Here is a 13,171-nt window from a genome sequence, read left to right as displayed (position 1 = left end):
ACATGACCGTCACATCCCGGCCCACCGGGCCGGCCAGGGCGGGCACCGGACGCGACAACGGGGTCCACGCAGGTCTCCTGCGCCCCCACTGCCGCTTCCTCACCACCCGAAGGACTGCCGCACTGCAGCGGCAGAAGGAGATGCACCGTGGCGTCAACCCCACAGGGACCGGACCTGGCAACCAGGTCCGTCACCAGCGCCGAGACCCTGCTCGAGATGCGTTCGATCACCAAGGAGTTCCCTGGTGTGAAGGCGCTCTCGGACGTGTCGCTCAGCGTCCGCGCCGGCGAGATCCACGCGATCTGCGGCGAGAACGGCGCCGGCAAGTCGACCCTCATGAAGGTGCTGTCGGGCGTCTACCCGTACGGCACCTACAGCGGCGAGATCGTCTACGAGGGCGACGAGGTCCGCTTCAAGGACATCAAGCAGTCCGAGCAGGCCGGCATCGTCATCATCCACCAGGAGCTCGCGCTCATCCCCGAGCTGTCGATCACCGAGAACCTGTTCCTCGGCAACGAGCCGGGTCGCTTCGGCGTCATCGACTGGACTGCCGCCCAGCTGCGCGCCCAGGACCTGCTCGCCCGCGTCGGCCTCGACGAGGACCCGGACACGCAGATCAAGAACCTCGGTGTCGGCAAGCAGCAGCTCGTCGAGATCGCCAAGGCCCTGCACAAGGACGTCAAGCTCCTCATCCTCGACGAGCCGACCGCGGCCCTGAACGAGAACGACTCGCAGCACCTGCTCGACCTCATCGTCGGCCTGAAGTCCAAGGGCATCGCGAGCATCATCATCAGCCACAAGCTGAACGAGATCGAGCAGATCGCCGACGAGATCACGATCATCCGTGACGGCAAGGCGATCGAGACCCTCAACGTCAAGGGCGAGGGCGTCAACGAGGACCGCATCATCCGCGGGATGGTCGGCCGCTCGCTCGAGAGCCGCTTCCCGGACCGCACGCCGAAGATCGGCGAGGTCTTCTTCGAGGTCAGGAACTGGACCGTCCAGCACCCGCAGGACTCCTCCCGTCTCGTCGCCAAGGGCTCGAACTTCCACGTGCGCCGCGGCGAGATCGTCGGCTTCGCGGGCCTGATGGGCGCCGGCCGCACCGAGCTCGCGATGAGCATCTTCGGTCGCTCGTACGGCACCTTCCTCGACGGCCAGATCATCAAGGACGGCCGCGAGGTCAAGATCACGAACGTCCAGCAGGCGATCGCGAACGGTCTCGCGTACGTCTCCGAGGACCGCAAGGCGCTCGGCCTGAACCTGCTCGACACCGTGAAGCGCTCGACGGTCTCCGCCGACCTGCCGAAGATCTCGAAGGGCGGTGTCGTCGACTCCCTGCAGGAGTACGACGTCGCCGAGAAGTACCGCAAGATGCTCCGCACGAAGGTGCCCTCGGTCGAGGACAACGTCGGCAAGCTCTCCGGCGGGAACCAGCAGAAGGTCGTCCTGTCCAAGTGGATGTTCACGGACCCCGACCTGCTCATCCTCGACGAGCCCACCCGCGGCATCGACGTCGGTGCGAAGTTCGAGATCTACGGCATCATCCAGCAGCTCGCGGCACAGGGGAAGGGCATCATCCTCATCTCCTCCGAGCTCCCCGAACTCCTCGGCCTCTCCGACCGGATCTACACGATCTTCGAGGGCCAGATCACGGCTGACGTCCCCGCAGACCAGGCCGATCCAGAAACGCTCATGCGCAGCATGACCTCCGCGCGGAAGGGCGCCACCGTCTCATGAAGAACCTGAAACTGCTGTTCGGCAAGGGCAACAGCATCGGCCAGTACGGCATGATCATCGCGCTCGTCGCGATCCTGGTGATCTTCTCCGTGCTCACGAAGGGGCTCATCCTCGAGCCCACGAACATCATCAACGTGTTCCTGCAGTACTCCTACATCCTCATCCTCGCGCTGGGGATGGTCATGGTGATCATCGCGGGCCACATCGACCTGTCGGTCGGCTCGGTCGCCGCGTTCACGGGCATCATCGTGGCGCAGTCGATGGCGCAGTGGCACTTCCCGGCGTGGGCGGCGATCCTGCTCGGCCTCGCGGTCGGTGCGGCGGTCGGTGCGTGGCAGGGCTTCTGGGTGGCGTTCGTGAAGGTCCCGGCCTTCATCGTGACCCTGGCCGGCCAGCTCATCTTCCGCGGTGCGAACCAGATCATCGGCAACTCGACCTCGCAGCCGGTGCCGGACGACTACGCACAGATCGGCTCGGGCTACCTGCCCGACTTCGGCCCGGACTTCGGGTTCTCGAACGGCACGGTCATCCTCGGCATCATCACGTGCCTCGTGCTCGTCTTCCTCGAGTTCCGCGGCCGCCAGCGTCGCAAGAAGATGCAGGCCGAGGTCGTCCCGCTCTGGGTCTCGATCGTCCGCACGGGCATCCTCGTCGCCGTCACCCTCGTCGCCACGTACCTGTTCGGCCACGGCCCCGCGGGCACGTCGATCCCGATCGTCGCGATCATCCTCGGTGTCCTGACGATCCTGTACGGCTTCCTCACCAAGAACACGATCTTCGGTCGCCAGGTCTACGCCGTCGGTGGCAACGCCAACGCCGCGGTCCTGTCCGGCGTCAGCGCGAAGAAGGTCAACTTCTTCGTCATGATGAACATGTCGATCCTCGCCGCGATCGCCGGCATGGTCTTCGTCGGCTACTCGGGCGCCTCAGGCCCCGCCGACGGCACCGGCTGGGAGCTCGACGCGATCGCCGCCGTGTTCGTCGGTGGCGCCGCGGTCGCGGGTGGTATCGGCACGATCTCCGGGTCGATCATCGGTGGCCTCGTGATGGCGCTCCTGTCCAACGGTCTCTCCCTGGTGGGCCTCGAGTCCAACAAGGTGCAGATCATCCGCGGTCTCGTCCTCCTCGTCGCCGTCGCCTTCGACGTCTACTCGAAGTCGCAGGGCCGTCCGTCCCTGATCGGCGGGATGTTGAAGCAGTTCCAGCGGAAGGACACCGAGCAGAACACGGTGGCCGCCCAGCAGCCGCGGTCCATCGAGGACCAGCCGGAGAAGGTCAACATCCAGTAACGCGTGGCGGTCGGCCACCCCGGTGGCCGGCCGCACGATCCCTCACCACACAGCACCACTCCTCAACGAAGAGAAAGCAATCTCATGCGCAAGAAGCTCATCGCCGGCATCGGTCTGGCACTGGTCGCGGGCCTCGCCCTCAGCGGCTGCTCGGCTCGTGGCAACGACTCCGGTTCCGGCTCGTCCGACGGCGCGTCGAACGTGAAGATCGAGAAGGGCGCCCTCATCGGCGTCGCGCTCCCCGCCAAGACCTCGCAGAACTGGGTCCTCGCAGGTGCCGCGTTCGAGAAGTCGATCAAGGACGCCGGCTTCAAGTCGGACATCCAGTACGCGAACGCCGGCAACCCGGTCCCCGACCAGCAGGCGCAGATCCAGTCGATGGTCACCAAGGGTGCGAAGGCCATCATCATCGGTGCGGCCGACGGCTCGCAGCTCGGCACGCAGGTCGCCGCCGCCAAGAAGTCCGGCGCCGTCGTCATCGCCTGGGACCGCAACATCCTGAACACCGAGAACGTCGACTACTACGTCGCGTTCAACAACTTCAAGGTCGGTCAGCTCCAGGCCCAGGCCCTGCTCGACGGCATGAAGGCCAAGAAGCCGAGCGGCCCGTACAACATCGAGCTCTTCTCCGGCTCGCCCGACGACGCCAACGCGAAGGTCTTCTTCAACGGCGCCATGGACGTGCTCCAGCCGAAGATCGACGACGGCACCGTCAAGGTCGTCTCGGGTCGCACCAGCTTCTCGGAGACCAACACGCAGGGCTGGCTCGCGCAGAACGCCCAGTCGCGCATGACCGACATCCTGACGAAGTCGTACACGAACACCGAGCTCGACGGCGTCCTGTCGCCGAACGACACCCTCGCCCGTGCGATCCTGACCGCGACCGCCGCGGCCGGCAAGCCGAACCCGATCGTCACCGGTCAGGACTCCGAGACCGCCTCGATCCCGCTGATCATGCAGGGCAAGCAGTACTCGACCATCTACAAGAACACCACCGAAGAGGCCCAGGCGGCCATCGACCTGGTGTCCGACCTCGCCGACGGCAAGAAGCCGGAGACGAAGGAGGACAAGAACAACGACAACGGCAAGAAGATCGTGCCGGCCGTCGAGCTCACCCCGGTCCTGGTCACCAAGGAGAACGCTGTCGAGGCCTACAAGGGCAACAGCACCCTCGAGGACCTCGCGAAGCAGGGCTGACACCCGCTCCGCAGCACCGCACCACTGGACGGCCCCGTCTCGCCTCGGCGAGACGGGGCCGTCCCGCGTTCCGCGGGTGGTCCCGTCCGACGGGCGCGCGCGGTCGGTGCAGGGCGGGGCGGACGGGAGGCGCGGGGCCGGGCCGCCACGAGCCTCCTCTCCGTCGGTCCACCGGACGGGAGGCGCGGGGCGGGGCCGCCACGGGCCTCCCGTCCGTCAGCCGGTCGGGTCGGCCCCCGCAGCCGACGCGCAGTGCGCGGCGCGGAGACGTCGCACCGCGTCGCGGAGCGTCGGGACGTCGGTGCGGGCCGTCCCGGAGACGATCGCCGGGGTGGTGTCGAAGTACCGGCGGGTCAGGCGCTCCCCCAGCGAGGCGACGCGCGACCACGGGATCGAGGGCTCGCCGGCCGTGACCGACGGCGGCAGGCTGCGGACGGCCTCGCCGACCTCGACCAGGCGCATCCGCACGGCGTCGTGCACGAGTTCCTCGGGCAGCGTCGGGTCGGCGACGTGTCGCAGGACCGCGTCGCACGCCCGGACGACGTCGTCCAGCCGGTCTGCGAGTTCCCGCGGGACCGCACCGCCAACGTGACCGCGCCTGCTCCTCACAGCGGCACGGCCTCGCGGAGGGCCGAGCCACGCAGCCCGGCGGCGTCCGCGACGTCGACGCGCACGCCGAGCAGGCGCTCCGCGGCGTCCTGGATCCGGAGCAGGCAGAAGATGCCCGAGTCGGGCGGCAGGTCGACCATGAGGTCGACGTCGCTGCCGGGTCCGTCGTCACCGCGCGCGACGCTGCCGAACAGGCGGGGGTTCGACGCCCCGCACTCGGCCACGACGGCCAGCAGGTCGTCCCGGACGGCGGCGATGCGGTCGCGGAGCGAGGGCTCGGCCGGCGCCGGCCGGAGGTCGACCACCGCGTCGAAACCCGCGGCGTGGAGCAGGCGCTGCAGCGCCGCCAGGGAGGGCTCGCGACGCCCGTTCTCGTAGGTGCTGATGACGCTCTGGGTCACCCCGGCCCGCTCGGCGAGCTGCACCTGCGTCAGTCCCGCTCGCCGTCGTGCGTGGCGGAGCAGCTGTGACGCGTCGACCGGGACACGGGATGGAGCTGGGGCCATGCCGCCACCGTACACGGAATGTCACATACGGTGGAATGGTTCGTGCAGCGTCTCCAGATGACGAGGACGCGGGGGTCGCTCGAACCCCGTCCGTGCGGATCCCGCGGTCAGTGGTCGCGCTGCGAGACGTCCGCGCGGTGGAAGTTCATCGCCGACCGGGAGGGGGTCGGCCCGCGCTGCCCCTGGTAGCGCGACTGGTACTCGGCGGAGCCGTAGGGCTTGTCGGCCGGGCTCGACAGCTGGAAGAAGCAGAGCTGCCCGATCTTCATCCCGGGCCAGAGCTTGATCGGCAGCGTCGCGACGTTCGACAGCTCGAGCGTGACGTGGCCGGAGAAGCCCGGGTCGATGAAGCCCGCCGTCGAGTGCGTGAGCAGGCCCAGGCGCCCGAGCGAGCTCTTGCCCTCGAGCCGTGCGGCGATGTCGTCGGGCAGCGTCACGACCTCGAACGTCGAGCCGAGGACGAACTCCCCCGGGTGCAGGACGAACGCCTCGTCCGGGTCGGTCTCGACCAGGCGGGTCAGGTCGGGCTGGTCGACCGCGGGGTCGATGTGCGGGTACTTGTGGTTGTCGAACAGCCGGAAGAACTTGTCGAGCCGGACGTCGATGCTCGACGGCTGCACGAGCGAGCCGTCGTACGGGTCGAGGCCGATCCGGCCTGCAGCGAGCTGGGCGGTGATGTCGCGGTCGGAGAGCAGCACGGGTGGAAGCCTAGCGGCAGGCGGTGCGGCGTCGGTATGGTGGTCGGCTGCCCACCGGGCGGCGGAGGACGGCCGTCCGACCGGCCGACAGCGGGGGCACCATGACCGAGCAGGGAACAGTCGTCGAGGAACTCGTCGTCCCGACGACGATGGACGACGACCCGGAGCGCGTCCGCGCGTTCTGCGACTGGCTGGCCGTCTCCGACGCCGCCGAGGTCGCGGTGCACGGACTCACCGAGCTGTCCTGGAAGCCGGCCGAGTACCTGCCGATGTGCCACGAGCCCGGGTCGCCGAGCCGCCTGTTCGTCGTGCGCGACCCGGACGGCTCGGTCGTCGGGTCGGGCTCGTACGACACGAAGTCCGAGCCCGGCACGACGAACTGCTGGATCGCCGTCGGGGTCCGGCCGGACCGGCAGCGCCGCGGGATCGGGACGCTGCTCGCCGACCACATCGAGGGGATCGCCCGGGCCGAGGGCCGCACGCAGCGCAAGACGTACGCGGTCTCCCGCCAGGTCGGTCCCGCGACGGGCCCGGGGTTCGTCCCGGCGCCGACGGGCTTCGGCGCGGTCCCCGAGGACGAGGCCGGGGTGCGGTTCCTGACCGGCCGCGGCTGGCACTTCGGACAGGTGAACCGGATCAGTCGGCTCGGGCTCCCCGCCGACCGGTCCGTCGTGCGCGCCCTGCACGACCGCGCTGCGGCCGCCGCCGGGCCCGGGTACCGCGTGCACACGTGGACCGACCGCACACCGGACGCGTGGCTCGACGGGGTCGCGGTCCTGCACACCCGGATGAGCACCGACGCCCCCGCAGGCGACATGGCGGAGCCCGAGGACGTCTGGACCGCGGACCGCGTGCGGGAGTCCGAGGAGCAGCTCGCCGACGGGCCCCACGCGATGCTGACGATCGCCGTCGAGCACGTCGCGAGCACCACCCTGGCCGGTTTCAGCCAGCTCAAGGTGCCGCACGACCCGTCCCGAGCCGTCATGCAGTGGGACACGCTCGTGCTGCGCGAGCACCGCGGGCACCGGCTCGGGTGGCTGCTCAAGGTCGTGGGGATCGAGACCGTGGAGCGGGACCACCCCGGTCGGCCGTCGATCATCACGTTCAACGCCGAGGAGAACCGGCCGATGCTCGACGTCAACGAGGCCGTCGGGTTCGTCGGGGTGGGCAGCGAGGGGATCTGGGAGCACCGCGACTGACCACCGGGGCCCGGGTGTGCGACGGCACCCGGACCGGGGGCGGGGTGCCGGTCCAGGGCCGGTGTCGGACCGGGGGCGGGGTGTCAGGTGGGGCACCTACCATTGGACGGTCATGACCGTCACGTCAGCCGCCACGCAGCCCGGGGACACGGCACCGGACCCCGCCCCCGTCACCGCCCGGAACACCACCGTCGCGACGGTCCTCGTCATCGCGATCCCGCTCGCCGTCGCGTGCGCCGTGCTCGGCATGACGCTCACCGGTGCGTTCACCGCCGGCCAGCAGCTCGTCTCGGCGGGTGACCTCGTCGAGTACGGCCTGCCCGTCGCCCGCGTCGTGCACGACACCACGGCCGCGCTCACGATCGGCCTGCTCGTCGTCGCCGCGTTCGCGCTCCCCGCCAAGAAGCAGGACCACGGCGCGATGTCGAGCGTGCAGCACCGCGCCGCCCGCTGGGGTGCCGCCGCCGGTGCGGTCTGGTTCCTCGCCGCGGTCGTCGGCATCGTGCTCACCGGCGCGAACACCCTCGGCGTCCCGCTGACGGACCCGGTGTTCGCCCGGAACTTCCTGCTCTTCGCCTTCCAGGTCGAGATCGGACAGGCACTCGTCGTGTCGGCGGTCGCGATCCTGCTCGCCACGCTCGTCGCCGCGTTCGCCACCCGGGTCACCACCCTGGCGGTCGCGACCGTGCTCGGGCTCTTCGCGCTGCTCCCCCTCGCCCTGTCCGGGCACGCGGCCGGCTCCCTCGAGCACGCGAACGCGGTGAACTCGCTCGCCGTGCACCTCGTCGCGGTCTGCGTGTGGGCCGGCGGACTCGTCGCCGTCGTCGTGCTCCGCACCCGCACCAAGGGCGCCACCGGCCGGGTCGTCGCCCGGTACTCGACGCTCGCCGGGTGGGCGTTCGCCGCGGTCGCGTTCTCGGGCATCGTCAATGCCTCGCTGCGGCTGACCGGGCCGCTCGACCTCGTCACGACGAGCTACGGCTGGCTCATCACCGTCAAGGCCGTCGTGCTCGTCGCGCTCGGCCTGGCGGGTGTCGTGCAGCGCCGCAAGCTCGTGCCCGGGCTCCTGCGCGCCCCGCTCGACCGACGCCTGTTCGTGCGGTTCGCCCTCGCCGAGATCGTGTTCATGGCGGTGGCGATCGGTGTCTCCGTCGCGGTGTCGCGCTCGCAGCCGCCGATCCCCCAGACGCCCGAGACCGGTCAGGACACCCGCTCCGGGCTGCTCGGCTTCCCGTACCCGCCGGCGCAGACCGTGCAGACCTACCTGACGCAGTGGCACATCGACTGGGTCTGGCTCGCGCTGGCCGTGGTCGGCGCCGTCTGGTACCTGCTCGCGGTCCGCACGCTCCGGAAGCGCGGCGACTCCTGGCCGGTCGGCCGCACCATCGCATGGCTGCTCGGGTGCGCCCTGTTCGCCTGGACCACCTCGGCCGGACCGGCCGTCTACGGCATGGTGCACTTCTCGTCGCACATGCTCCAGCACATGCTGCTCATGATGTTCGTGCCGCTGCCGCTCGTGCTCGGCGGCCCGGTGCTGCTCGCCCTCCGCACGCTGCCGGTCCGGAACGACGGGTCCCGCGGCGCCCGCGAGTGGCTGATGCTCTTCACGCACTCCCGCTACATGCAGTTCCTCGCGAAGCCCGCCGTCGCCGGCGTGATCTTCGCGGGCTCGCTCGTGGTGTTCTACTTCACCCCGGCCTACCAGTACGCGATGCAGTCGCACGAGTGGCACGTCGCGATGGTCGTGCACTTCGTGTTCAGCGGCTACCTGTTCTTCTGGGTGTTCGTCGGCGTCGACCCGGGCCCGAAGCGCCCGGCGTACCCGATCCTCATCATCGCCCTGCTCGCGACCCTGGCCTTCCACGCGTTCTTCGGCGTCGCGGTCATGACCTCGCAGTCGGTGTTCGCGATCGACTGGTTCCACGCGCTCGGCCAGACGAACGACGCCGCACTGCTCGACGACCAGCACACCGGCGGCGGCATCGCCTGGGGCGCCTCGGAGCTGCCGATGGTGTTCGTCGCGCTGCTCGTGGTGCGCAACTGGGTGCGGTCGGACAAGCGCGACGCGAAGCGCCTCGACCGCAAGGCCGAGCGCGACGGCGACGCCGACCTCAAGGCGTACAACGACCGCCTCGCCGCGATGCACGACCGCGACTGACCTGCCGGCCGGACCTCAGTCGCCGTGCACGATGCACACGGCGTCGAGGTCCAACGAGGCCTCGAGTGCCGCGTCGATGCCCGGCTCCCCCGCGTCGCCGATCGGCGCGACCGCGTCGACCCACCACAGCGGCGTCGCCATCTCCGGGGCGTCGGGCAGGATCCGCCGGACCTCGTCGAGCGAGTCCACACGACGGACGCCGAGCACCGTGATCACCGGGTGCGTCGCGTCGCGGCACACCTGCAGCACCGGACCGTCGTCGAGGGCCCGGACACCCCAGGCGTCGTCGTGCAACAGCAGCGCCTCCGCCACGTCGCGCGTCTCGACCGGCCCGCGGCACAGCAGCGTCACGTCACGCGGCACCCTGACCGCCCCGCTGCGCCGAGTCCCGGACGCCGGAGCCCGCGTGCGTGCCGCGGTCGTGCCCGTCGAGCGCGCCCTCGTCGTGCGCGGGGTCGAGCGGGGCACCGCCGACGAGCTGCAGGAAGCGGTCCTCGTCGATGCGGTCGAGGAAGGCCTCGAGCGCTTCCCACCCGTCGTCGAAGCGGACCACGAGCCCGCCGGCGCCGAACACCGAGGTGCTCGTCCGGGGCGGGGGCCACTCACCGTCGCGGTCGAGGAACGTGGTCGCCTCGGCACCGACGACGACCGCGAGGGGCGACGGCTCGCCGTGCGCGACGGCCCGGACGAGGTGGTCGGCGTCCCCGCGTCGCTGCATCACGACACCGAACACCGGGTCGACCTCGTCGGCCACACGATGCACCGCGTCGAGCAGCCGGGACGCGAGTGCCGGGTCGGCGCCGTCCTCGGGGATCGTGAGCACGGCGGACATCGTCTCGACGACGACCCCGTCGGTCAGGTGCGCCGTCATCGTCGCCGAGAACCCGTCGCCGACTGCGTACGAGGTCGAGACGTCCGGCGCCTCGTGCTTGGCGTACTGCGTGACGACCCAGCGGTCCCACGGCACGGAGAGCGGTTCGCTGGTGCCCCACCACGCCGGGCAGGACCCGGTGGTGTCGCACAGCGCCTCGATCGCGGCCCCGATGTCGACCGCGCGGTCCGCGTGGTGCCGCAGGGTCAGGTCGATGCTGATCTGCCGGACCGACCCGGTCGAGACCGGGTGCTCCGGCGACGGCGGTCCGAGGAGCTCCGGTCCGTGGTGCACGACGTCCTCGACGCCGGAGGCGGCGACGCCGGTCCTGCCGTCCCGCAGCGATCCGCCGGGGCCGTCCACGAGCCATGCGGCGTTGTGTGCGCCCAGCGCGTGCCGCAGGGCGGGGGTGAGCGCCGCCTCCTGGCCGGTGCGGAGCACGACCGTGCGGCCGGACTCCGACGCCCGTCGCAGCAGTGCGGCGAGGGACTCGGTCAACCAGACGACCGGCGACGCGGACCGCACCACGATGGCGGGGCCGACCACGTCGTCGATGAGGGGATGCCTGACCATCCGGTCCTCCTCGGGTAGGGCGCTCGATCCCCCTGGACGGTACACACGGGCCCCCGGACTGTCCGTGGAGGTGCGCACCTCACAGGGGAGACACGGGGAGGCGCAGAGCGGCGACACGTGTCGCGCACGGTGCCCGCATGGGCCGGCCGGGAGGCGCGGCTCGCGTCCGCCGCGCGACGCGCGGGGTGCACACGGCTGGCGTCCAGCCCGGGATCCGCTAGGCTTGTGGCGTCCCGTTCGGCGGGATGCGCGAGTGTAGTTCAATGGTAGAACTCCAGCTTCCCAAGCTGGTAGCGCGGGTTCGATTCCCGTCACTCGCTCTCTTCTCTCGTTCCGCGCGGTTGTCGTTTCTCGACCTAGATGAGACTGTTCTCGCGCTAGCTGTCGCCTCGCACGTGACTCGGCTCCCTCGCACACGACTCTTCGCTCGACGCGACCAGGGTGGGGCGCGGGTCCGTCTCGCTCCCCGAGCGTGAGGAGTCCGAGTGGCGCGTCCGCCTGACGCACCTTCACTGAGGAGGATTGCGGACCACCCATCTGGGACGAGGGCCTCGGTGGGGCAAGGCGAGCGGAGGCCGCAGCGACGCCGCGATCTCGCCCGCAGCACGAGACTCCGCGTTGTCGACGTCGCCGAGCGCGATGGGCGGCCGGCTATCGGACGCGGGTGCAGACCTCTACTGGAACAGCGCGGCGCGTAGGTGCGGCTCGATGCTGTCGGCAAGAGCCGCGTGCCCGGCGTCGTCAGGGTGCACTCCGTCGGAGCAGAGGAGTGCATCGTTGCGGTTGATCGCTGTTGCGAGTCCCGGAACCAGTCGCAGGCCCACCCGATGCGTCTCTTCTTGCAGGATCTGCCGGACGGCTTTCCATCCGGGCGGGTAGTCGGGAAGGAGCCCAAGCGCCTCGCCGTCGTCAGTTCGGTCCGCGCCCCGGCGTCGCACGAAGCCAACGCCGTTGATCGCGAGATTCAACTCACGCCAGCCGAGACGCTCCGACACGATCGTCGTCCACCTTTTGTTCGGCGAGCTGATCCCTCGCCAACCCGTAACGATGGAGTCCCCGTAAAACACGACCGTCGGCATGCTCAGATCGTAGAACGCTCAGCGTGACGCCTATCGCGCGCACGGGGATGGCCGTTCGGTAGTCGATCGGCTATCGGGCGTTCTGTTTATCGACCCCACGTGGACGTCGCGACGCTATGAGAGTGATCGCGCCGGCGAGGAGCACGGAGCCTCCGGCTGCGATCCAGGTTGCTCGCCAGTCGGTTTCCGGAGACAGGACCGACCGACCAGACTGAGACTCGAACCCGCACGGGGTGCCGAGCGGGACGAGGGTCCGGTGGGCTGTCCGAATGCCCTCCGGAGGGAAGCCGTCTGGCACTTGTCGCGATTGGCAAGCGGCGACACCGACGCCTTGGTGCAGGTCGCTTCCGCAGGCGCAGATGAGTGCGAGGATGAGCAGTGTGGCACCGGTCGCGCCGAGCGCGAGAGTGCGGCCCCGCCGTGAGGGGCGCCGCCTCGGTGCTGCTCGCTCATCCACAGCGGCACTCTAGGGCGCTGACAACACCCCGTACTGATGATCGATCGGCGGCCGGACGCCTCTTCGGGTACGTTGCGGTCGTGCAAATCGTCGAGGGTGTTTGTGTTTGGTGGAGCGATGACGAGGGCTGGGGCGCCCTTCGGTCGACGGCGCTCGAGTCTGACGTCTTTGCGCACTTTTCGGTGCTCGATGGGCCTGGCTTCCTCTCGCTGCAGCCAGGCCAGACCGTGCGGTTCGAGGTCGAGCCCTACCCAAGCGGACAGGACGGGTACTTCTTCCGAGCGCACAGCGTTTCGAGGAGTTGATCGGTAGTCGATCGAGGATCGGTCCGAGGAACGCGTCTTCGAGTCAGGCTCGGCGGATCCTCGACCAGACGTCGCCGAGCGTTCGACGCGATCTGTCGCCGAGCGTGTTGTGGAAATGGTCGAGCTCGGCTCGCTCTTCAGGTGAGGCACGGACTGCTGCGTAGAACTTCTCGATGCTCCGGCGCGTGTGTTTCCACGGCAGAAGGTCGAGCTTCCGCGCCACGGGCGCGTTCCAGTTGCCGGCGATCGCTTCGAAGTCGGCGTCGGCGTGCTGCGCCAGGAGTTCCAGTACGTAGGTTGACGTCCCGTTCTCGAACGACAGTGCGCGACAGACCTCTGCGCTCCCCTTCGTCGCCATCAGAGCAGCGGCGTCCTGGGGAAACGCGGCATGACCAGTCAGGTAGAGCTGCTGCACGAGCGTGCCGTGTGCTGCCTACCAGTACGCAGCAGCACCAGGAAGGCCAGGATCTCCGAGACGATCCGCCCAGTC

The 13,171-nt window shown here is 69.8% G+C and carries 13 protein-coding genes and 1 tRNA gene; 7 read left to right on the top strand and 7 right to left on the bottom strand.

What is annotated here, in order from left to right:
* The first annotated feature begins 216 nt into the window (after positions 1-216).
* The 3 genes from mmsA to QOL16_RS02595 all read left to right on the top strand — a co-directional run bounded on the left by mmsA (position 217) and on the right by QOL16_RS02595 (position 4,226).
* Positions 217-1,740 carry a multiple monosaccharide ABC transporter ATP-binding protein gene (gene mmsA / locus QOL16_RS02605; protein WP_065964207.1) on the top strand — a complete coding sequence of 508 codons (1,524 nt, stop codon included), beginning with the start codon at positions 217-219 and terminating at the stop codon, positions 1,738-1,740.
* Positions 1,737-3,029 carry a multiple monosaccharide ABC transporter permease gene (mmsB, locus tag QOL16_RS02600; RefSeq protein ID WP_065964209.1) on the top strand — a complete coding sequence of 431 codons (1,293 nt, stop codon included), beginning with the start codon at positions 1,737-1,739 and terminating at the stop codon, positions 3,027-3,029. The genes mmsA and mmsB overlap by 4 nt, the downstream gene beginning before the upstream one ends.
* An 84-nt stretch (positions 3,030-3,113) precedes the next feature.
* Positions 3,114-4,226: a sugar-binding protein gene (locus QOL16_RS02595; protein WP_071283827.1), complete on the top strand. Its 1,113-nt coding sequence runs from the start codon at positions 3,114-3,116 to the stop codon at positions 4,224-4,226.
* A 216-nt stretch (positions 4,227-4,442) separates the two neighbouring features.
* Here QOL16_RS02595 and QOL16_RS02590 read toward each other — a convergent pair whose 3' ends face one another.
* The 3 genes from QOL16_RS02590 to dcd all read right to left on the bottom strand — a co-directional run bounded on the left by QOL16_RS02590 (position 4,443) and on the right by dcd (position 6,039).
* A complete protein-coding gene (locus QOL16_RS02590) occupies positions 4,443-4,835 on the bottom strand; it encodes a DUF86 domain-containing protein (protein WP_065964213.1) in 393 nt (130 codons plus the stop codon).
* Entirely contained in the window at positions 4,832-5,341 is a 510-nt protein-coding gene (locus tag QOL16_RS02585; protein ID WP_217637621.1) for a helix-turn-helix domain-containing protein, read from the bottom strand. Before QOL16_RS02585 ends, QOL16_RS02590 begins: the two co-directional genes overlap by 4 nt.
* A gap of 107 nt (positions 5,342-5,448) precedes the next feature.
* Positions 5,449-6,039 (bottom strand): dCTP deaminase, encoded by a 591-nt coding sequence (gene dcd / locus QOL16_RS02580; RefSeq protein ID WP_065964215.1) that lies wholly within the window; start codon positions 6,037-6,039, stop codon positions 5,449-5,451.
* Between the two features lie 101 nt (positions 6,040-6,140).
* Between dcd and QOL16_RS02575 the strand changes: the two genes are divergently transcribed.
* Both QOL16_RS02575 and QOL16_RS02570 read left to right on the top strand, forming a co-directional pair.
* Positions 6,141-7,238: a GNAT family N-acetyltransferase gene (locus QOL16_RS02575; protein ID WP_071283824.1), complete on the top strand. Its 1,098-nt coding sequence runs from the start codon at positions 6,141-6,143 to the stop codon at positions 7,236-7,238.
* Positions 7,239-7,350: 112 nt separating this feature from the next.
* Positions 7,351-9,396, top strand: coding sequence for a cytochrome c oxidase assembly protein (locus QOL16_RS02570; RefSeq protein WP_071283821.1), 2,046 nt, complete (start codon positions 7,351-7,353; stop codon positions 9,394-9,396).
* Positions 9,397-9,411: 15 nt separating this feature from the next.
* On the opposite strand, the gene QOL16_RS02565 is transcribed toward QOL16_RS02570, so the two are convergent.
* Positions 9,412-9,747, bottom strand: a complete 336-nt coding sequence (locus QOL16_RS02565; protein ID WP_139197570.1) for a hypothetical protein — start codon at positions 9,745-9,747, stop codon at positions 9,412-9,414.
* 1 nt (position 9,748) lies between these two features.
* Positions 9,749-10,840: a DUF6177 family protein gene (locus tag QOL16_RS02560; protein WP_065964468.1), complete on the bottom strand. Its 1,092-nt coding sequence runs from the start codon at positions 10,838-10,840 to the stop codon at positions 9,749-9,751.
* A 249-nt stretch (positions 10,841-11,089) separates the two neighbouring features.
* Here QOL16_RS02560 and QOL16_RS02555 point away from each other — a divergent pair.
* Positions 11,090-11,160 (top strand) — tRNA-Gly (locus tag QOL16_RS02555).
* Positions 11,161-11,514: 354 nt separating this feature from the next.
* Here QOL16_RS02555 and QOL16_RS02550 read toward each other — a convergent pair.
* Positions 11,515-11,919, bottom strand: coding sequence for a hypothetical protein (locus tag QOL16_RS02550; protein WP_071283818.1), 405 nt, complete (start codon positions 11,917-11,919; stop codon positions 11,515-11,517).
* Positions 11,920-12,297: 378 nt separating this feature from the next.
* Here QOL16_RS02550 and QOL16_RS17245 point away from each other — a divergent pair, with 378 nt between their 5' ends.
* Positions 12,298-12,681, top strand: coding sequence for a cold shock domain-containing protein (locus QOL16_RS17245; RefSeq protein ID WP_083394976.1), 384 nt, complete (start codon positions 12,298-12,300; stop codon positions 12,679-12,681).
* 43 nt (positions 12,682-12,724) lie between these two features.
* Here the strand turns inward: QOL16_RS17245 and QOL16_RS02540 are convergent, their stop codons facing one another.
* Positions 12,725-13,096: a hypothetical protein gene (locus QOL16_RS02540; protein WP_071283815.1), complete on the bottom strand. Its 372-nt coding sequence runs from the start codon at positions 13,094-13,096 to the stop codon at positions 12,725-12,727.
* Positions 13,097-13,171 lie beyond the last annotated feature (75 nt).

It is taken from the genome of Curtobacterium sp. MCBA15_004, assembly GCF_001865055.2.
GTDB lineage: Bacteria > Actinomycetota > Actinomycetes > Actinomycetales > Microbacteriaceae > Curtobacterium.
Note: the sequence above shows the minus strand (reverse complement) of the source record. Positions and strands in the feature narration are given on the sequence as shown.

Bases quoted from the DNA above. Each gene is read 5' to 3' on its own strand.
- QOL16_RS02550 (WP_071283818.1), bottom strand. From the start codon at position 11,919: ATGCCGACGGTCGTGTTTTACGGGGACTCCATCGTTACGGGTTGGCGA.
- QOL16_RS02595 (WP_071283827.1), top strand. From the start codon at position 3,114: ATGCGCAAGAAGCTCATCGCCGGCATCGGTCTGGCACTGGTCGCGGGC.
- mmsB (WP_065964209.1), top strand. From the start codon at position 1,737: ATGAAGAACCTGAAACTGCTGTTCGGCAAGGGCAACAGCATCGGCCAG.
- QOL16_RS02570 (WP_071283821.1), top strand. From the start codon at position 7,351: ATGACCGTCACGTCAGCCGCCACGCAGCCCGGGGACACGGCACCGGAC.
- QOL16_RS02560 (WP_065964468.1), bottom strand. From the start codon at position 10,840: ATGGTCAGGCATCCCCTCATCGACGACGTGGTCGGCCCCGCCATCGTG.
- QOL16_RS02585 (WP_217637621.1), bottom strand. From the start codon at position 5,341: ATGGCCCCAGCTCCATCCCGTGTCCCGGTCGACGCGTCACAGCTGCTC.
- QOL16_RS02575 (WP_071283824.1), top strand. From the start codon at position 6,141: ATGACCGAGCAGGGAACAGTCGTCGAGGAACTCGTCGTCCCGACGACG.
- mmsA (WP_065964207.1), top strand. From the start codon at position 217: ATGCGTTCGATCACCAAGGAGTTCCCTGGTGTGAAGGCGCTCTCGGAC.